Origin of the sequence: Thiohalophilus sp. (assembly GCF_031581315.1) — a bacterium.
Lineage (GTDB): Bacteria > Pseudomonadota > Gammaproteobacteria > UBA6429 > Thiohalophilaceae > Thiohalophilus.
The window spans coordinates 19,949-37,767 of sequence record NZ_JAVLAZ010000020.1; the positions used below are offsets into that span (position 1 = coordinate 19,949).

The window sequence follows — 17,819 nt, forward strand, 5'->3', positions numbered from 1 at the left end:
ATGGACACCATCCACATCAAGGGTGCGCGCACCCACAATCTCAAGAATATCGACCTGGCGCTGCCGCGCGACAAGCTGATCGTGATCACCGGCCTGTCCGGCTCCGGCAAATCATCACTGGCCTTCGACACCATCTATGCCGAGGGCCAGCGCCGCTATGTGGAATCGCTGTCCGCCTACGCCCGCCAGTTCCTGTCGGTGATGGAAAAACCCGATGTGGATCACATCGAGGGCCTCTCGCCGGCCATTTCCATCGAGCAGAAGTCCACCTCGCACAACCCCCGCTCCACGGTCGGCACCATTACCGAGATTTACGACTATCTGCGCCTGCTGTTTGCCCGCGCCGGCGAGCCGCGCTGCCCGGAACATGACACCGTGCTCGATGCGCAGACTGTCAGCCAGATGGTGGATCACATCCTGGCGCAGCCCGAAGGCACCAAACTGATGCTGCTGGCGCCGGTCATCGACGAGCGCAAGGGCGAACACGAGCAGGTCTTCGATACCCTGCGCGCCGAAGGCTATATTCGCGCCCGGGTCGATGACGAGGTGGTCGAGCTGGACGATCTGCCCAAACTGGACAAGCGGCGCAAGCACACCATCGAGGCGGTGGTGGATCGTTTCAAGGTCCGTGCCGATCTGCAGACCCGCCTGGCCGACTCCATCGAAACCGCGCTGAACCTGGGCGGTGGCGTGATCCGGGTGGCCTACATGGACTCCGACCAGGACGAACTGGTCTTCTCCGCCAATTATGCCTGCCCGGTCTGCGGCTATTCACTGAGCGAGCTGGAACCGCGGCTGTTTTCCTTTAATAATCCGGCCGGCGCCTGCCCCAGCTGCGACGGCCTGGGCATGCGCCAGTACTTCGATCCCCATCGAGTGGTCAGCCATCCGGAACTGAGCCTCGGCGCCGGGGCCATCCGCGGCTGGGATCGCCGCAATGTCTATTACTTCCAGATGCTGCTCTCCCTGTCGCGCCACTATGACTTCGACATGGACACCGCCTTCGAGGATCTGCCTGAATCGCTGCAACAAATCATTCTGTACGGCAGCGGCGAGGAAAAGATCGAGTTTGTCTACTTCAACGAGCGCGGCGGTGAACACAAAAAACGCCAGCCGTTCGAAGGTGTGGTTCCCAACATGCAGCGTCGCTATCGCGAGACCGAATCCAATGTGGTGCGCGAGGAGCTGGCCAAGTACCTGAGCAACCAGCCCTGCCCCGAGTGCCACGGCACCCGACTCAATCAACAGGCCCGGCATGTGTTTGTCACCGACAAGAACCTGCCCGATGTGACCGCCCTGCCCATCGATACGGCGCATGAGTTTTTCAGTACCCTCGAGTTGCCCGGACGGCGCGGCAAGATCGCCGAGAAGATCCTCAAGGAGATCACCCTGCGACTCAATTTTCTGGTCAATGTCGGTCTGGAATACCTGACTCTGGAACGCAGTGCCGATACCCTCTCCGGGGGCGAAGCCCAGCGAATCCGTCTGGCCAGCCAGATCGGTGCCGGACTGGTGGGCGTGATGTATGTACTCGATGAACCCTCCATCGGTCTGCATCAGCGCGACAACGCCCGCCTGCTCAATACGCTCTATCACCTGCGGGATCTGGGCAATACCGTGATCGTGGTGGAACACGACGAAGAGGCGATCCTCAGTGCCGACCATGTACTGGATATCGGCCCCGGCGCCGGCGCCCATGGTGGTCACATCGTGGCCCAGGGCACCCCGCAACAGGTGATGGCGACGCCCGACTCGCTGACCGGCCAGTATCTGGCCGGCCAAAGGGCTATTGCCGTCCCCGCTCAACGGACCCCGGCCGGCGATCGCTGGCTGACGATCCGCGGCGCGCGGGGCAACAATCTGCAGAATGTGGATATCGACATCCCGGTGGGACTGATGACCGCCATCACCGGGGTCTCCGGCTCGGGGAAATCCACCCTGATCAATGACACGCTTTACCTGCACGCCGCCGCCGAGATCAACCAGGCCGGCCAGGAGCCGGCCCCCTGCGACGAGATCGTCGGCCTCGGCCAGTTCGACAAGGTTGTGGATATCGATCAGAGCCCCATCGGCCGCACGCCCCGCTCCAATCCGGCCACCTATACCCAGCTGTTCACCCCCATCCGGGAGCTGTTTGCCGGCACCCAGGAAGCTCGCGCCCGCGGTTACAACCCGGGACGCTTCAGTTTCAACGTCAAGGGCGGACGTTGCGAGGCCTGCCAGGGCGACGGCGTGATCAAGGTGGAGATGCATTTTCTGCCGGATATCTATGTGCCCTGCGATGTCTGCAAGGGCAAGCGCTATAACCGCGAAACGCTGGAGATCAAGTACAAGGGCAAGAACATCTATGAAGTGCTGGAGATGACTGTCGAGGATGCGGTGAGCTTCTTCGACGCCGTGCCGGCCATCAAGCGCAAGTTGCAGACCCTGATGGATGTGGGGCTGACCTATGTGAAGTTGGGGCAAAACGCCACCACCCTTTCCGGCGGCGAAGCGCAGCGGGTCAAGCTGGCGCGCGAACTGTCCAAACGCGACACCGGCAACACCCTGTACATTCTGGATGAGCCGACCACCGGTCTGCACTTTTACGACATTGAACAGCTGCTGGCGGTATTGCACCGCCTGCGCGATCACGGCAATACCATTGTGATCATCGAGCACAATCTGGACGTGATCAAAACCGCCGACTGGATCATCGATATGGGCCCCGAAGGCGGTAACAAGGGTGGCCAGCTGGTTTGTGCCGGCACTCCCGAAGAGGCCGCCGAACATGACAGCTCACATACCGGCCGCTATCTCAAACCGGTGCTCGAAGCCCAGCAGAAACATAGCAAGAAGCGCGCCTAGCTTGTCTGGCAAACAAAACCACCGAAGACACCGACCAACATCACTGAAAACACCGAAATAGTCTTATTCGGTGTATTTCGGTGTCTTCGGTGTTTCGGTGGTTAGCTGTAAAATCTGACAAACGGGCAATCGGGTTCTATGCTGTAGGCATGACATTACGGGATATTCTGTTAGGAATGATCGCCCTGTGCCTGCTGGACACCGTTTCTGCGGCCGAGCCGACCGCGGAGCAGTTGCGCTGGCTGGAGAGTGACGAGCTGGCGCCGCCAGAGTTCCAGGTCAATACGGGCGAGCTCGAGTTTCTGGCTACCCCGCCGGACAAGCCGGTCCCTCATTCCGACAATACCTTCTGGATTACGCCCACCACGCTGGAAGACGGCTGGCTCAGGTTGCGCCAGTGTCACGAGAACCTGGACCCGGTGCCGGAACTGGAAGTGACCTACCAGTACAAACAGATGCACGATCTGAAAATCGTGGAAAGTGAGAACATCCGTTATGCGAAGGTGGTGGCGAATACGGTGCAAATGACCGATCTGCAACGCGGCAATCGTCTGTGTGTCGAGGCCCGCATTCGGGTCCTGTACCCGGAAAACGGCCATTACAAACTGGTCAACGGGCCCTATCACCGTCGCTTTCTCGACGGCTATTACCCCTATCATGTGACACTCCGGATCCATTATCCCGCCGAACAACTGGAGCCGATTTCGATCCAGCCCGAAGCACGCCCTGGTCTGACAATACAACGTCACACGGGAAAGTTAACCATTGAGGCCTGGTTCGAAGGACGCCTGATGACCGAAGTTATCTTTAACCGCCATGACTAATCTGCCCCTGCTATCTGCAAACTGTCACCAACCTTGAGTTGCAGATGTTCGCGAAGACTGTCGCTGTTCATCGCCAGCTCCACCAGCCCCGAGGAGTTGCGATACCAGAACGGCCGCCCTTTTTCGGCCACGGAAAAAGTGCGCGCGTAATAGAGTTTCTGCTCGCCGTGCAATAACTGCTGATCGCTGCTGAGGGTATCGGCGCGGATGCCTGTCATAGCGTTGCCGTAATGGTCGAAATAGATAATCTCATACAAATCCGACGGCCATTCGAGACTTAACAGGTCGGTAACGGAAATCCGCTCGGCCTCCGGCATCTGACCCTGGGCCAGTTGCGCCACGACCGGTGCAAACAGATCACGACCATGGAAGGAGTCGGACAGTTGCGACGGACGCCAGGTAATCGCCCAGACCTCGACTTCTCCGGCCAGTTTGATCACTGTGTTGAACAGGGTATTGCCGGGACCGACAAACCAGCGATTGTCGGCGCGCACAATGACCGGTTGGCGTGCAGGGTGTCCTACTCCCGGATCTACCACCGAGAGAATCACCGATTCTTCCGGGAAAGATGCACTGACCGCGGCCAGCAAATAAGCCGCGGCATGATGATTGAATACCGGGGCATCGTGCATCAGATCGATCACCGGCACATTCGGCGCATGCCGGGCCAGCACGCCTTTCATCTGCCCGACATAGGGGCCCTCATAGCCAAAATCAGTGAATAAAACAATCATCCCTATCTCCATTCACCCGAACAGTGGACTTTCCACGATCGACTGCTGACGGTATGTGTAACACCGAACACAGCGATTGACAGTGAAATGGCCGAATTGCTTTTCGGTTACTTCGGTGACCGAAAGAACTATGACCGATTCAGGTGAACATTACTCTGGCCAATCTTGTAGGTCACGCTGGCGTTAGCCTGCGTGACACACCCTGCCGATACGGGGAATGTCAGGTAGCTCATAGCGCAACCTGACCTATGTCCCTCACCGAATTTATTTTCGGTTTTTTCGGTGCTGTTCAGTGTATTCGGTGGTTCCCGTTGTTTATCGATACAGCGGCACAAACAAAAAAGCCGGGCATTGCCCGGCTTTTTCTCTGAAGCTGAACCGTGGTTCAGGCTTCGGCATTTTCGGTCGCGGTTTCCTCGGCAGAAGATTCCGATGCCGGACGATCGACCAGTTCGATATAGGCCATCGGCGCGTTATCGCCACTGCGGAAACCACATTTGAGGATGCGCAGATAACCGCCGGGGCGGTTCTGGTAACGCGGACCCAGTTCGTTGAACAGTTTGGTAACGGCTTCGCGATCACGCAGGCGATTGAACGCCAGACGACGATTGGCCACGTTGTCTTTCTTGGCCAGGGTGATCAACGGTTCAACCGTACGACGCAGTTCCTTGGCCTTGGGCAAGGTGGTGCGGATCAATTCATTGTGGAACAGGGAAGCAGACATATTGCGATACATCGCCTTGCGATGCGGGCTGTTCCGGTTGAGTTTTCGACCACTTTGACGGTGACGCATTGTTCTAAATCCTGAATTCGATTCGTTAAACGATCAGAAGCCTGGTTCAGGCTTCTTTTTCCTTAAGACTTGCCGGCGGCCAGTTTTCCAGACGCATACCCAGTGATAATCCTCGGGAAGCCAGCACGTCCTTGATTTCGGTCAGGGACTTCTTGCCCAGGTTCGGCGTTTTCAGCAGTTCCACTTCGGTGCGCTGAATCAGATCACCGATGTAGTAAATCTGTTCTGCCTTGAGGCAGTTGGCCGAACGGACAGTCAGTTCCAGATCGTCGACCGGGCGTAGCAGGATCGGATCGATTTCCGGTTCCTGTTCGGCCGGCGTAGTCTCTTCGCGTCCACGCAGGTCGACAAAGGCGGACAACTGGTCCTGCATAATGGTCGCCGCGCCACGAATGGCTTCTTCCGGATCGATCGTGCCGTTGGTTTCCAGCTCGATAATCAGCTTGTCCAGATCGGTACGCTGTTCAACACGGGCGCTGTCGACCAGGTAGGAAACCCGCTGAATCGGACTGAAGCTGGCATCCAGCTGCAAACGACCGAGGGGACGTTCTTCCTCTTCTTCGTCACCACGCGTGTTGGCGGCTTCGTAACCGCGTCCGCGAGTCACCTTGAGTGTCATGTTCAGCTCGCCTTCCTTGGTCAGGTTGGCGATAACATGTTCCGGATTGATCAGTTCAACGTTTTGCACCAGCTGGATATCGGCGGCGGTCACCTGACCCGGCCCCTTCTTGTTCAGGGTGAGGGTGGCTTCGGCTTCACCTTGCAGGCGCAGGGCAACCCCTTTGAGGTTCAGCAGGATATCAACGACATCTTCCTGAACACCTTCAATGGTGGTGTATTCATGCAGAACGCCTTCGATTTCCGCTTCGGTAATGGCAGCGCCAGTCATCGAAGACAGCAGGATGCGGCGCAGTGCATTACCCAGTGTATGGCCGAAACCACGCTCGAGCGGCTCGAGAGTGACCTTGGCATGGGTATCGCTGATTTGCTGAATATCAACAATTCGCGGTGTCAGAAAATCTGATACTGAGGCCGTCATCTATGTCCTCTCAATTTAATATTCCAAAAGTCCCTGAGTCCTGCTCGAGCTGATTACTTGGAGTACAGCTCGATGACCAGATGTTCTTTGATGTCGGTCGGCAGTTCGCTGCGTTCCGGTACATTCTTGAAGGTGCCGGTCAGCTTATCGGTATCGACTTCCAGCCATTCGGCAAAGCCGCGATTTTGCGCTGCTTCAGTGGCACCTTTGATGCGCAGCTGGTTGCGTGCTTTCTCGGACACGGCAATCACATCGCCGGCCTGAATCTGCATGGACGGAATATTCACCTTGCGACCGTTCACGGTGATGGCATTATGCCGCACCAGCTGACGCGCTTCGGAGCGCGAAGCACCGAAGCCCATGCGGAAAACGACGTTGTCCAGTCGGGATTCGAGCAACTGCAACAGGTTGTCGCCGGTAGAACCCTTGCGACGATCCGCTTCTTTGTAATAGCCACGGAACTGTTTTTCCATGATGCCGTAGGAGCGACGCATTTTCTGCTTTTCACGCAACTGGGTGGCGTAATCAGACAGACGACCACGACGCTGTCCATGTTGCCCCGGCGGGAACGGACGGTTTTCAATCGCGCATTTACTGCTGTAGCATTTCTCGCCTTTCAGAAACAGCTTCTCGCCTTCGCGGCGGCACAGGCGGCATTTAGAACCAATATATTTAGCCAAGATATTTCTCCCGCTTACACGCGACGTTTCTTCGGAGGACGGCACCCGTTATGGGGAATGGGTGTCACGTCTGCGATGTTAGTGATACGAAAGCCTTTTGCATTCAATGCACGTACGGCGGATTCGCGTCCCGGGCCCGGGCCTTTGACCCAGACTTCCAGATTTTTCATGCCATATTCCTGGGCCATCTCGCCACAACGTTCGGCAGCAACCTGGGCGGCAAACGGCGTGCTCTTGCGTGAACCGCGGAAGCCGGAACCACCGGCGGTCGCCCAGCACAGCGCGTTGCCCTGACGATCGGAAATTGTCACGATCGTGTTGTTAAATGATGCATGGACGTGAGCAATCCCGTCCGAGACATCGCGTTTGACTTTTTTACGTGTACGACCAGCTTTGGTTGCCATATTCCAGTAAACCTATTTAATAGAACTTATTTTCTAATCGGCTTGCGCGGGCCCTTGCGGGTACGGGCATTGGTCCGGGTGCGTTGGCCGCGCAGCGGCAGGCCACGGCGATGACGGATGCCGCGATAGCAGCCCAGGTCCATCAGGCGCTTGATATTCATGGAAATTTCGCGACGCAGATCGCCTTCCACGCTCAATTTGGCGACCTCGTTACGCAGGCTTTCGACCGCGTTGTCATCCAGGTCACGAATCTTGGTGCTCGGATCGATGCCGGCGCCTTCGCAAATCAGCCGGGCGCGGGTACGACCGATGCCGTAAATCGACGTCAGTGCGATATCCGCATGTTTGTTCACCGGAATGTTGATGCCTGCAATACGGGCCATCTAGCCTTACTCCTAAACGTTCAAATCTTTATTTAACAATGCCAACCGGGCCTTGCGAAACGGGCAATTTTAATCGCTAACTGCCTGCCCTAGCAAGGCTTTTTCCGTCTTTTGTGCCGCGCCGGCTCAGCCCTGACGCTGCTTGTGGCGCGGATCGGTGCAAATCACCCGGATAACGCCATTGCGCTTGATGATCTTGCAGTTCCGGCACATTTTCTTGACTGATGCACGCACTTTCATCGCAGTCTCTCCAAATTCCAGTTCAGCTCGGGCCGCCCTTCAGGCTGGATTATCAGCCCGTCGACGCGGGATACAGAGGTCTCTCACTCATGGCCCCCGAGGGGACCTTCTCAGGTGCGGCCGGGGATATTATCCCGGCCAGCAACCAGGTTTTGTTCAGCGCAACATGCCTGAGGGGCCCTGGCCCTTCAGGTTGGCCTTTTTCATCAGGCTTTCGTACTGATGTGACATCAGCAGTGCCTGGGTCTGGGCCATGAAGTCCATCACGACCACCACCACGATCAGCAGCGAGGTACCGCCAAAGTAGAACGGGACCCCCCAGGCCAGAATCAGAAATTCCGGCAGCAGACAGACGGCGGTGATGTAGACCGCGCCCACCAGGGTCAGACGTCCGAGAATCGTATCGATATAACGGGCCGTCTGCTCACCCGGACGAATGCCCGGCACAAATGCACCGGAACGCTTCAGGTTGTCCGCTGTTTCCTTCGGGTTGAACATCAACGCCGTATAAAAGAAACAGAAAAATATGATTGCGACTGCATAGAGCAACACATACAGCGGCTGCCCCGGCGACATCATGGTGGAGATATCCTGCAGGATACCTGCCGCGCCGTCGGTACTGCCGCCAAACCACCCCAACAAGGTGGATGGAAACAGAATAATGCTGGACGCGAAGATCGGCGGTATAACCCCGGCCATATTAATCTTCAGCGGCAAATGGCTGCTTTGCGCCGCATACATTTTGCGCCCCTGCTGCCGCTTGGCATAATTGACGGTAATCCGTCGCTGACCGCGCTCCATAAAGACCACAAACGCGGTGACCCCGATCGCCAGGGCAAACAACACCAGGATCTTGCCGTAAGCCAGATCACCGGTACGGCCCATTTCCATGGTCGTTCCCAGCGCCGTGGGCAGCCCGGCAACGATGCCGGCGAAAATAATCAGCGAGATACCGTTGCCGATACCGCGCTCGGTAATCTGTTCGCCCAGCCACATCAGGAACATCGTGCCGGTTACCAGCGTCACCACGGTCGTAAAGAAGAACGTGTTGCTGTCGATGATAACCAGCCCTTCCTGGCGGGACAGCGCGACCGCCACCCCAAGAGCCTGGAATGTCGCCAGTCCCAGTGTCGCCATGCGGGTGTACTGGGTAATCTTGCGCTTGCCAGCCGCACCTTCCTTGCTTATCTGTTCAAGCTTGGGATGCACTTTGGTCAGCAGCTGCATAATGATCGACGCCGAGATATACGGCATGATCCCAAGGGCAAACAGCGACAGACGCTCCAGCGCACCGCCCGAGAACATGTTGAACATGTCCAGGATGGTGCCGCGCTGTTGCTCGACCATTTCTGCCAGCGTACCGGGGTCAATTCCCGGAACCGTAATAAACGAGCCGATGCGAAACACCAACAGGGCACCGAGCACGAACAACAAACGCTGCCTCAGCTCGGTAAACTTGCCCCCGGCCATGGCATTGGCCACTCCCTGTTTCGATGCACCCATCCCGAAACTTACTCTTCGACCTTGCCGCCGGCGGCTTCAATCGCTTCCCGGGCACCTTTGGTCACACGAATCCCCTTGAGGGTGACGGCCTTCTCCAGCTTTCCAGAAGCCATCACCTTGACCCGCTGGATTTCCTTGCTGATCAGGTTGGCCTTCTGCAGCGCGGCCAGATCGATCACGTCCGCCTCGATCTTGTTCAGTTCGTGCAGACGAATTTCATCGGTCACACGACCCATGCGCGAGGCAAAACCGACCTTCGGCAGACGACGCTGCAACGGCATCTGACCGCCTTCGAAACCCACCTTGGTGAAACCACCGGAACGGGACTTCTGGCCCTTGTGGCCACGACCGCCGGTCTTGCCCAGACCGGAACCAATACCGCGACCGCGGCGCTTGGCCGGTTTTCTGGAACCGGGTGTCGGTTTGAGGCTATTCAGATACATACTCAATTCTCCTCGACCTTAACCATGTAGTTGATCTTATTGATCATTCCACGGATACAGGGTGTGTCTTCCAGTTCTACTGTCTGGTGCATGCGCCGCAGGCCCAGGCCGTTGACTGTCGCTTTGTGCGAAGCCTGGCGTTTGTTCATACTGCGTACCAGCGTTACCTTGATAGTCTTGTCAGCCATGGTGTTATTCCACAATTTCCTTGACGCTCTTGCCGCGCTTGGCTGCAACAGATTCGGGTGAAGACATGTTCTTCAGGCCGTTAATGGTCGCATGCACGACATTGATCGGGTTGTTGCTGCCAATGCACTTGGCCAGTACGTTATGTACACCAACTACATCGAAAACAGCGCGCATGGGGCCACCTGCGATAACACCGGTACCTTCAGAAGCAGGCTGCATGTAAACCTTGGCGGCTCCGTGCTCGGCGTTAATCGGGTACTGCAGGGTATGGTTGTTCAACGGCACCTTGACCATGTTTTTACGCGCGTTTTCCATGGCCTTTTGAATAGCGACCGGCACTTCACGTGCCTTGCCGCGGCCGAAGCCAACGCGACCATTGCCGTCTCCGACAACTGTCAGGGCCGAGAAACCGAAAATCCGGCCACCTTTTACCACTTTGGCAACACGGCGGATACCTACCAGGCGTTCCTGTAAGTCTTCAGCGTTCTGTTCTTTATCAAATGCAGCCATAATTCATTAACCCTTAGAATTGCAAGCCGGCTTCACGCGCAGCATCGGCCAGAGCCTTGACCCGGCCATGATATTTAAAACCGGATCGATCAAATGCGACATTGGTGATACCCGCTGCCTTGGCCTTTTCAGCAATCGTCTTTCCGACGACCACCGCAGCATCAACATTGCCTGTATTTTTAACATTGCCCTTGATATCGGTCTGCACTGTGCTGGCCGAGGCAAGGACTTCACTGCCATTGGCGGCAATCAGCTGGGCATAAATATGCCGCGGCGTGCGATACACCGACAGACGCGGCACAGCCAGCTCGCGGATTTTTGCGCGAGTGCGGCGTGCACGACGTAAACGAGTAGTCTTTTTATCCATCGTCTTACCTTGCCCTTATTTCTTCTTGGCTTCTTTGCGGATAATGCGTTCGTCCGAGTATTTCACGCCCTTGCCCTTATAGGGTTCGGGCGGACGATAACCGCGGATTTCCGCCGCAACCTGGCCAACCTGCTGTTTATCGATACCGCGAATCACGACTTCGGTCTGACTCGGTGTTTCCGCGGTAATGCCTTCCGGCAATTCGTAGTTAATCGGGTGTGAAAAGCCCAGGGTCAGGTTTAGCACCTTGCCCTGTGCCTGGGCACGATAACCGACCCCGACCAGCTCGAGTTTCTTTTCAAAACCTTCGCTGACACCATGCATCAGGTTAGTAACAACCGCGCGGGCAGTTCCGCTCTGCGCGATCGCAGCCGGCCCCTTTTCGCGCGGCAGAAAGTTCAGGCTATCTTCTTCCTGAACGATCTCGACCACAGGGTGCACGGTGTGTTCCATGGTGCCTTTTGAACCCTTCACACTGACATGCTGGTCATTAATATTGACCTCCACGCCCTTGGGAATACTGATTGCTGTTAATCTTGCCATGATCCGTTACCCCGGAATTACTGCACGGTACAAACCACTTCACCACCAAAACCGGCCTTGCGTGCGGCACGGTCGGTCATCAGACCCTGGGAAGTGGAAATAATTGCAATACCCAAGCCGCTCATTACTTTCGGCAGCTCGTCTTTCCCTTTATAAATGCGCAAGCCGGGACGACTAACGCGCTTGATTTTCTCAATAACCGGCTGACCCTGGTAGTATTTCAGATCGAGAAGCAGCTGTGGCTTGGTGCCGTCTTCTTCCTTTCTGAAATCCACAATATAGCCTTCATCTTTCAGGACCTGGGCAATCGCTTCCTTCTGCTTGGAATGCGGCATGGTCACACTGGTCTTGCCGGCGCCAAGCGAATTGCGCACTCGGGTCAACATATCTGAAATCGGATCTGTCATCATTTCTCTAGTTCTCCAGGCTCTCAGCTATTCGCGATCAGCCAAATCTATTACCAACTACCCTTGCGCAGGCCGGGTACATCACCCTGCATGGTGTGCTGACGCAGCTTGTTACGGCACAGGCCGAATTTACGATAGACAGCGTGCGGACGACCGGTAATACGGCAACGACGCTGCAGACGAGCAGGGCTGGCATCACGCGGCAATTTCTGCAGCTGTTGCTGGGCTTCCATCCGCTCTTCAATCGAAAGATTCGGATCCTTGACCCTGGCTTTTAACGCAGCACGCTTATCCGCGTATTTTTTAACGGTCTTGATACGCTTTGCTTCACGTTCAACCATGGAAACTTTAGCCATGTTCTACTCCTACCCTTGACCTTTAAGCGGGAAGTTAAACGCCGCCAGAAGCGCGCGTCCTTCCTCGTCGGTTTTCGCTGTCGTGGTGATAGTGATATCCATGCCACGAATCGCGTCGATTTTATCGTATTCAATTTCCGGAAAAATGATCTGTTCGCGAACACCCATGCTGTAGTTGCCGCGGCCATCAAATGACTTGGAGTTCAGACCACGGAAGTCTCGAACACGCGGAATGGCGATATTGATCAGCCGATCCAGGAATTCGTACATGCGTTCACGGCGCATTGTTACCTTGCAGCCAATCGGAAAGCCTTCGCGAACCTTGAAACCTGCGACGGATTTACGCGCGTTGTTGACGATCGGCTTCTGACCACTGATTTTGGTCATATCCGCTACCGCATTATCCAGGATCTTCTTGTCGCCAATTGCCTCACCTACGCCCATATTCAGCGTAATCTTGGTAATTTGCGGTACTTCCATCACACTTTTATAACCAAACTGATCTTTCAGATTGGAGATAACAGTTTCCCGGTAAAAATTTTGCAATCTTGCCATTGTTATAACCTGAAGGTTAAGCGTCCAACACTTCGCCGTTGGATTTAAAATAACGAACCTTGCGACCATCTTCGAGGGTCTTGATTCCGACCCGATCACCTTTTTCGGTGACCGGGTTATACAAGGCTACGTTGGAGATATCCAGCGGCTTTTCCATTTCCACAATCCCGCCGGTCGCGCCGACTGCCGGATTGGGTTTCTGGTGTTTTTTGACAACATTAATGTTGTCGACAAGCACGCTGCCTTCTTCCATCATCACTCGTGAGACGGTGCCGCGTTTACCCTTGTCTTTACCTGTGATGACAATAATTTCATCACCTTTGCGAATCTTGTTCATGGCTTTACTCTCTGCCTTACAGTACTTCAGGTGCCAGTGAAATGATCTTCATGAATTTTTCAGTACGTAATTCACGGGTAACTGGACCAAAAATACGGGTACCAACCGGCTGCAGCTGATTGTTCAGCAACACGGCCGCATTGTTGTCAAAGCGAATCAATGAACCGTCCGGACGACGCACGCCTTTGCGTGTGCGAACGACAACAGCATTGAAGACTTCGCCTTTTTTGACACGACCACGCGGGATCGCTTCTTTGATGCTCACCTTGATGATGTCGCCAACACCGGCGTAACGGCGTTTGGAACCACCGAGCACTTTAATACACTGTACGCGACGAGCACCGCTGTTATCGGCGATATCGAGCGTGGTTTGCATCTGAATCATCTTGAGCGACTCCGCTAAACTCTATTCAATTCAGGCCTTAAACGATCGCGGCCCGTTCAACAATCGAATCCAATGCCCAGGTTTTCGTCTTGGACAAAGGACGACAGGAGGTAATAGTGACCAGATCACCTTGATTACACTCATTGTTGGCATCATGAGCGTGCAACTTGGTGGAACGCTTGATGAATTTTCCGTAAACCGGATGCTTCACTCGGCGCTCGACCAGGACGGTAATAGACTTATCCATTTTATTGCTGACAACCCGTCCGGTTACGGTACGTTTTACTGATTCACTCATTATGCCTTACCTGCTTTTTCATTCAGGATGGTTTTAACTCGCGCGATATTCCGGCGCACAGATTTTAACTGGTGGGTACGATTCATCTGACCAGTTGCGGTCTGCATACGCAGGTTAAACTTCTCGCGCGTCAGTTCCAGAAGTTCCTTGTTGAGGTCATCGACACTCTTTTCACGCAATTCGTTAGCTTTCATTACAATACCGTCCGCGTTACAAAGGTGGTTGTAACAGGAAGTTTGGCTGCGGCCAGGCGAAACGCCTCGCGCGCTACTTCTTCTGAAACACCTTCCATTTCATACAACATACGTCCTGGCTGAATCTGGGCAACCCAGTATTCAACGTTACCTTTACCCTTACCCTGGCGAACTTCCAGCGGCTTCTGGGTAATCGGCTTGTCCGGGAAAATCCGAATCCAGATCTTGCCACCACGCTTGATGTAACGGTTCATGGCTCGACGAGCCGCCTCGATCTGGCGAGCAGTAATCCGGCCACGGCCGGTCGCTTTCAGGCCATACTCGCCAAAGCTGACCTTGCTGCCACGTTGGGCCAGACCCCGGTTGCGACCTTTCTGTTGCTTACGAAATTTTGTCCGTTTCGGCTGCAGCATGCTTCAAACTCCCAATCTCAACCCGCTGCCGATTTTGCAGCTTCAGATTCACTGTCAGCGTAATGCCCGATGATCTCACCCTTGAAGATCCAGACCTTGACACCGATGATGCCGTAAGTGGTTTGTGCTTCGGCCAGACCGTAATCGATATCTGCCCGCAGGGTATGCAAAGGCACACGACCTTCGCGATACCACTCGGTACGTGCGATTTCGGCGCCATTCAGGCGGCCCGCGACGTTGATCTTGATGCCCTGGGCACCCAGACGCATGGTGTTCTGTACCGCGCGCTTCATGGCCCGGCGGAACATGATGCGGCGTTCGAGTTGCTGGGCCACGCTTTCTGCGACCAGCTGGGCATCCAGTTCCGGTTTGCGCACTTCTTCGATATTGATGTGCACTGCCGGCAGCCCCATCATTTTGGTCACTTCATTACGCAGACGCTCGATGTCTTCGCCTTTTTTACCGATGACCAGGCCCGGGCGCGCGGTATTGATAGTGATGTTCGCGCTGCCCTGGGTCCGTGCAATCTGGATCCGGCTGACAGAAGCCTGTTTCAGGCGTTTTTTCAGAAATTCGCGTACTACGATGTCCTGGTTCAGGAAATCGGCGTAATTCTTGTTATCAGCATACCATTTGGACGTCCAGTCCTTGACGATGCCGAGACGAATGCCTGTCGGATGTACTTTCTGACCCATCAGCTTCTCTCTTACTTTTCTGCCACAGTCACAGTGATGTGACTGGTGCGTTTAAAAATATGGTTGGCCTGGCCCTTGGCGCGTGCTTCCCAACGCTTGTAAGTCGGACCTTCGTCGACGGTGATAGTCTTGATTTTCAGTTCGTCGATGTCAGCGCCATCGTTGTGCTCTGCATTGGCAATCGCGGATTCAAGCACTTTTTTCATAATCGCGGCGGCCTTTTTGGAGCTAAATGTCAGGGACTGCAGGGCGCGCTCTACCGGAAGCCCACGAACCTGATCGGCTACCAGGCGACACTTCTGCGGCGAAATGCGTGCATAGCGTAATTTTGCTGCGGTTTCCATTCTCTAGAACCTCTTACCTGGCTTTCTTGTCAGCAACGTGACCCTTGAAGGTCCGCGTGGGCGCGAACTCACCCAGCTTGTGACCGACCATGTTTTCCGAAATCAAAACCGGAACATGCTGGCGACCATTATGTACAGCGATTGTCAGCCCGACCATTTCCGGCAACACCATGGAACGGCGTGACCAGGTTTTGACCGGTTTCTTGCTGTTCGTTTCCACTGCTTGATCGATCTTTTTGATCAGGTGCAAATCAACGAACGGACCTTTTCTGATAGAACGTGGCATTTACTCGCTCTCTGAATTCGTTACTTCTTGTTACGACGACGACGTACGATCATCTTATCCGTACTCTTGTTACTCCGGGTTTTGTAACCCTTCGTTGGTACACCCCAGGGGGTAACCGGGTGACGACCACCGGAGCTACGGCCTTCACCACCGCCATGCGGATGATCGACCGGGTTCATGGCCACACCACGTACGGTGGGGCGCACACCCTTCCAGCGCTTGGCGCCGGCCTTGCCGAGCTTGCGCAGGCTATGTTCACTGTTGCTAACTTCACCAATCGTGGCACGGCAGTCGGCATGAACCCGGCGCATTTCACTGGAACGCAACCGGATGGTCGCGTAATCACCTTCACGGGCGACCAGTTGCACGGAAGCCCCGGCGCTACGCGCCAGCTGGGCACCTTTGCCCGGCTTCATTTCAACCGCATGCATGGTGGTGCCCACCGGAATGTTTCGCAACGGCATGCAGTTGCCCGCCTTGATCTGCGCATTGGTGCCGGAGATGACGGTATCGCCCGACTTGACACCCTTGGGTGCCAGGATATAGCGCCGTTCGCCATCTTTATAAAGGACCAGCGCAATACGCGCGCTGCGGTTGGGATCGTATTCGATCCGCTCGACAGTGGCGTCGATACCGTCCTTGTTACGCTTGAAATCAATCAGGCGATAATGCTTCTTGTGGCCACCGCCCTTGTGGCGCGTGGTAATCCGACCCTGGTTGTTACGACCCCCGGAGCGGGATTTCTTTTCCAGCAGCGGCGCATGCGGCTTGCCCTTGTACAGATCGTCGGTGACGACCTTGACGACAAAGCGGCGGCCTGCGGATGTCGGTTTTGACTTTACAATCGCCATTTTTTATTCCTTAAACCTTACTCAGCACCCATAAAGTTGATGTCCTGGCCGGCCTTGATGCGAACATAGGCCTTTTTCCAGTCTTTACGGCGACCCGTACCGTGCATGGTACGCTTGGTCTTGCCTTTTACATTGGTCACCTGGACACCTTCAACTTCGACGTTAAACAGCAGTTCAACGGCGTTTTTAATTTCGGTCCGGGTTGCACTCGGTACAACCTTGAACACCACCTGATTGGCCTGATCGGCCAGCATGGTGCTTTTTTCGGAGATGTGCGGCTCCAGCAGCACGTTCATCAGACGCTCCTGGTTCATGCCAGCACCTCCTGCAGTTTTTCGACGGATTCGGCGGTGATCAGCACTTTGTCATGCCCGACCAGCGCGACCGGATCCACATAGCCGACTTCACACAGCCCGACCTTGTGCAGGTTCCGGGCTGACAGGAACAGCGCTTCGTTCAGGTCATGAGTGACGATCATGACGCTGTCCAGACCCAGACCATTGAGTTTTTCAACCAGCTCTTTGGTCTTCGGTGCGTCCATTTTGAGATCGTCAATCACCACCAGACGTTCCTGACGGACCAGTTCCGACAGGATGGAACGCATTGCTGCGCGATACATCTTGCGGTTCAGCTTCTGCGACCAATCCTGGGGCCTGGAGGCAAAGGTCTTGCCGCCGCCGGTCCAGATCGGGCTACGGATAGTTCCGGAACGGGCGCGGCCGGTGCCTTTCTGGCGCCAGGGTTTGCGTCCGCCGCCACTGACTTCGGCGCGGTTTTTGTGTGCGCGGGTACCGGCACGCGCGCCCGCCAGATAGGCGGTCACGGCCTGGTGCACCAGCGACTCGTTAAAATCAGCGCCGAACACGACATCCGAAACCTCGACGGATTTCTTGGAGGCCTTGCCGGTGGCTGTAGTTAAACCTAATTCCATCGTCTGCGTCCTCTTAACCTGCCTTGACCGCGGGGCGTACGATGACACTGCCACCCTTGGAGCCGGGTACAGCGCCCCTGACCAGCAGCAGATTGCGATCGTTGTCGACCTTGACCACTTCCAGATTCTGGGTGGTACGTTTTTTGTTCCCCATCTGACCGGCCATGCGTTTACCTTTCAGTACGCGGCCCGGCGTCTGACACTGACCGATGGAACCCGGAGCACGATGTGCCAGGGAGTTACCATGAGTCGCGTCCTGGGTGTGGAA

30 protein-coding genes are annotated in these 17,819 nt (G+C 55.5%); 2 read left to right on the plus strand and 28 right to left on the minus strand.

The window, feature by feature from the left end; all coding sequences use genetic code 11:
* Both uvrA and RI563_RS04465 read left to right on the plus strand, forming a co-directional pair.
* The gene (uvrA, locus tag RI563_RS04460; protein WP_310693146.1) at nt 1-2,847 is read left to right on the plus strand and encodes an excinuclease ABC subunit UvrA; all 2,847 of its coding nucleotides are present in this window, start codon (nt 1-3) and stop codon (nt 2,845-2,847) included.
* A gap of 149 nt (nt 2,848-2,996) precedes the next feature.
* Nucleotides 2,997-3,671, plus strand: coding sequence for a hypothetical protein (locus tag RI563_RS04465; RefSeq protein WP_310693147.1), 675 nt, complete (start codon nt 2,997-2,999; stop codon nt 3,669-3,671).
* Here RI563_RS04465 and RI563_RS04470 read toward each other — a convergent pair.
* The 28 genes from RI563_RS04470 to RI563_RS04605 all read right to left on the minus strand — a co-directional run.
* Complete coding sequence (locus tag RI563_RS04470; RefSeq protein WP_310693148.1) at nt 3,668-4,405, minus strand: SAM-dependent chlorinase/fluorinase; 738 nt, start codon at nt 4,403-4,405, stop codon at nt 3,668-3,670. The two genes, RI563_RS04465 and RI563_RS04470, sit on opposite strands and share 4 nt — an antisense overlap.
* A gap of 385 nt (nt 4,406-4,790) precedes the next feature.
* Nucleotides 4,791-5,198 carry a 50S ribosomal protein L17 gene (rplQ, locus tag RI563_RS04475; protein WP_310693149.1) on the minus strand — a complete coding sequence of 136 codons (408 nt, stop codon included), beginning with the start codon at nt 5,196-5,198 and terminating at the stop codon, nt 4,791-4,793.
* Between the two features lie 46 nt (nt 5,199-5,244).
* Entirely contained in the window at nt 5,245-6,237 is a 993-nt protein-coding gene (locus RI563_RS04480) for a DNA-directed RNA polymerase subunit alpha (protein ID WP_310693150.1), read from the minus strand.
* A gap of 53 nt (nt 6,238-6,290) precedes the next feature.
* Entirely contained in the window at nt 6,291-6,917 is a 627-nt protein-coding gene (gene rpsD, locus RI563_RS04485; RefSeq protein ID WP_310693151.1) for a 30S ribosomal protein S4, read from the minus strand.
* A 14-nt stretch (nt 6,918-6,931) separates the two neighbouring features.
* The gene (gene rpsK / locus RI563_RS04490; RefSeq protein WP_310693152.1) at nt 6,932-7,321 is read right to left on the minus strand and encodes a 30S ribosomal protein S11; all 390 of its coding nucleotides are present in this window, start codon (nt 7,319-7,321) and stop codon (nt 6,932-6,934) included.
* 26 nt (nt 7,322-7,347) lie between these two features.
* The gene (gene rpsM, locus RI563_RS04495; protein WP_310693153.1) at nt 7,348-7,704 is read right to left on the minus strand and encodes a 30S ribosomal protein S13; all 357 of its coding nucleotides are present in this window, start codon (nt 7,702-7,704) and stop codon (nt 7,348-7,350) included.
* Between the two features lie 126 nt (nt 7,705-7,830).
* On the minus strand, nt 7,831-7,944 hold the full coding sequence (gene rpmJ / locus RI563_RS04500) for a 50S ribosomal protein L36 (RefSeq protein ID WP_310693154.1): 114 nt from the start codon (nt 7,942-7,944) through the stop codon (nt 7,831-7,833).
* Between the two features lie 156 nt (nt 7,945-8,100).
* The gene (secY, locus tag RI563_RS04505; RefSeq protein ID WP_310693155.1) at nt 8,101-9,447 is read right to left on the minus strand and encodes a preprotein translocase subunit SecY; all 1,347 of its coding nucleotides are present in this window, start codon (nt 9,445-9,447) and stop codon (nt 8,101-8,103) included.
* An 8-nt stretch (nt 9,448-9,455) separates the two neighbouring features.
* Entirely contained in the window at nt 9,456-9,890 is a 435-nt protein-coding gene (gene rplO / locus RI563_RS04510; protein ID WP_310693156.1) for a 50S ribosomal protein L15, read from the minus strand.
* A gap of 2 nt (nt 9,891-9,892) precedes the next feature.
* Nucleotides 9,893-10,078, minus strand: coding sequence for a 50S ribosomal protein L30 (gene rpmD / locus RI563_RS04515; protein ID WP_310693157.1), 186 nt, complete (start codon nt 10,076-10,078; stop codon nt 9,893-9,895).
* Between the two features lie 4 nt (nt 10,079-10,082).
* The gene (gene rpsE / locus RI563_RS04520) at nt 10,083-10,589 is read right to left on the minus strand and encodes a 30S ribosomal protein S5 (RefSeq protein WP_310693158.1); all 507 of its coding nucleotides are present in this window, start codon (nt 10,587-10,589) and stop codon (nt 10,083-10,085) included.
* A gap of 13 nt (nt 10,590-10,602) precedes the next feature.
* Nucleotides 10,603-10,956 (minus strand): 50S ribosomal protein L18, encoded by a 354-nt coding sequence (gene rplR / locus RI563_RS04525; protein ID WP_310693159.1) that lies wholly within the window; start codon nt 10,954-10,956, stop codon nt 10,603-10,605.
* Between the two features lie 15 nt (nt 10,957-10,971).
* Nucleotides 10,972-11,499, minus strand: a complete 528-nt coding sequence (gene rplF / locus RI563_RS04530) for a 50S ribosomal protein L6 (RefSeq protein ID WP_310693160.1) — start codon at nt 11,497-11,499, stop codon at nt 10,972-10,974.
* Nucleotides 11,500-11,516: 17 nt separating this feature from the next.
* A complete protein-coding gene (rpsH, locus tag RI563_RS04535; RefSeq protein WP_317622858.1) occupies nt 11,517-11,906 on the minus strand; it encodes a 30S ribosomal protein S8 in 390 nt (129 codons plus the stop codon).
* 50 nt (nt 11,907-11,956) lie between these two features.
* Nucleotides 11,957-12,262 carry a 30S ribosomal protein S14 gene (gene rpsN, locus RI563_RS04540; RefSeq protein WP_310693162.1) on the minus strand — a complete coding sequence of 102 codons (306 nt, stop codon included), beginning with the start codon at nt 12,260-12,262 and terminating at the stop codon, nt 11,957-11,959.
* A gap of 9 nt (nt 12,263-12,271) precedes the next feature.
* A complete protein-coding gene (gene rplE, locus RI563_RS04545; protein ID WP_310693163.1) occupies nt 12,272-12,817 on the minus strand; it encodes a 50S ribosomal protein L5 in 546 nt (181 codons plus the stop codon).
* 16 nt (nt 12,818-12,833) lie between these two features.
* The gene (gene rplX, locus RI563_RS04550) at nt 12,834-13,154 is read right to left on the minus strand and encodes a 50S ribosomal protein L24 (RefSeq protein ID WP_310693164.1); all 321 of its coding nucleotides are present in this window, start codon (nt 13,152-13,154) and stop codon (nt 12,834-12,836) included.
* 16 nt (nt 13,155-13,170) lie between these two features.
* Nucleotides 13,171-13,539 (minus strand): 50S ribosomal protein L14, encoded by a 369-nt coding sequence (gene rplN / locus RI563_RS04555; protein ID WP_310693165.1) that lies wholly within the window; start codon nt 13,537-13,539, stop codon nt 13,171-13,173.
* A gap of 37 nt (nt 13,540-13,576) precedes the next feature.
* Nucleotides 13,577-13,837, minus strand: a complete 261-nt coding sequence (gene rpsQ, locus RI563_RS04560) for a 30S ribosomal protein S17 (protein WP_310693166.1) — start codon at nt 13,835-13,837, stop codon at nt 13,577-13,579.
* Nucleotides 13,837-14,031 carry a 50S ribosomal protein L29 gene (gene rpmC, locus RI563_RS04565; RefSeq protein ID WP_310693167.1) on the minus strand — a complete coding sequence of 65 codons (195 nt, stop codon included), beginning with the start codon at nt 14,029-14,031 and terminating at the stop codon, nt 13,837-13,839. Before rpmC ends, rpsQ begins: the two co-directional genes overlap by 1 nt.
* Entirely contained in the window at nt 14,031-14,444 is a 414-nt protein-coding gene (gene rplP, locus RI563_RS04570) for a 50S ribosomal protein L16 (RefSeq protein WP_310693168.1), read from the minus strand. Before rplP ends, rpmC begins: the two co-directional genes overlap by 1 nt.
* Before the next feature lie 17 nt (nt 14,445-14,461).
* Nucleotides 14,462-15,139: a 30S ribosomal protein S3 gene (gene rpsC, locus RI563_RS04575; protein ID WP_310693169.1), complete on the minus strand. Its 678-nt coding sequence runs from the start codon at nt 15,137-15,139 to the stop codon at nt 14,462-14,464.
* 11 nt (nt 15,140-15,150) lie between these two features.
* Nucleotides 15,151-15,483 carry a 50S ribosomal protein L22 gene (gene rplV / locus RI563_RS04580; RefSeq protein ID WP_310693170.1) on the minus strand — a complete coding sequence of 111 codons (333 nt, stop codon included), beginning with the start codon at nt 15,481-15,483 and terminating at the stop codon, nt 15,151-15,153.
* A gap of 13 nt (nt 15,484-15,496) precedes the next feature.
* Entirely contained in the window at nt 15,497-15,769 is a 273-nt protein-coding gene (rpsS, locus tag RI563_RS04585; RefSeq protein WP_310693171.1) for a 30S ribosomal protein S19, read from the minus strand.
* A gap of 20 nt (nt 15,770-15,789) precedes the next feature.
* The gene (gene rplB, locus RI563_RS04590) at nt 15,790-16,620 is read right to left on the minus strand and encodes a 50S ribosomal protein L2 (RefSeq protein WP_310693172.1); all 831 of its coding nucleotides are present in this window, start codon (nt 16,618-16,620) and stop codon (nt 15,790-15,792) included.
* 17 nt (nt 16,621-16,637) lie between these two features.
* On the minus strand, nt 16,638-16,934 hold the full coding sequence (rplW, locus tag RI563_RS04595; protein WP_310693173.1) for a 50S ribosomal protein L23: 297 nt from the start codon (nt 16,932-16,934) through the stop codon (nt 16,638-16,640).
* A complete protein-coding gene (gene rplD / locus RI563_RS04600; RefSeq protein ID WP_310693174.1) occupies nt 16,931-17,551 on the minus strand; it encodes a 50S ribosomal protein L4 in 621 nt (206 codons plus the stop codon). Before rplD ends, rplW begins: the two co-directional genes overlap by 4 nt.
* 13 nt (nt 17,552-17,564) lie before the next feature.
* Nucleotides 17,565-17,819 (minus strand): large ribosomal subunit protein uL3 (locus RI563_RS04605; RefSeq protein ID WP_310693175.1); only part of this gene is annotated, 255 nt, incomplete at its 5' end.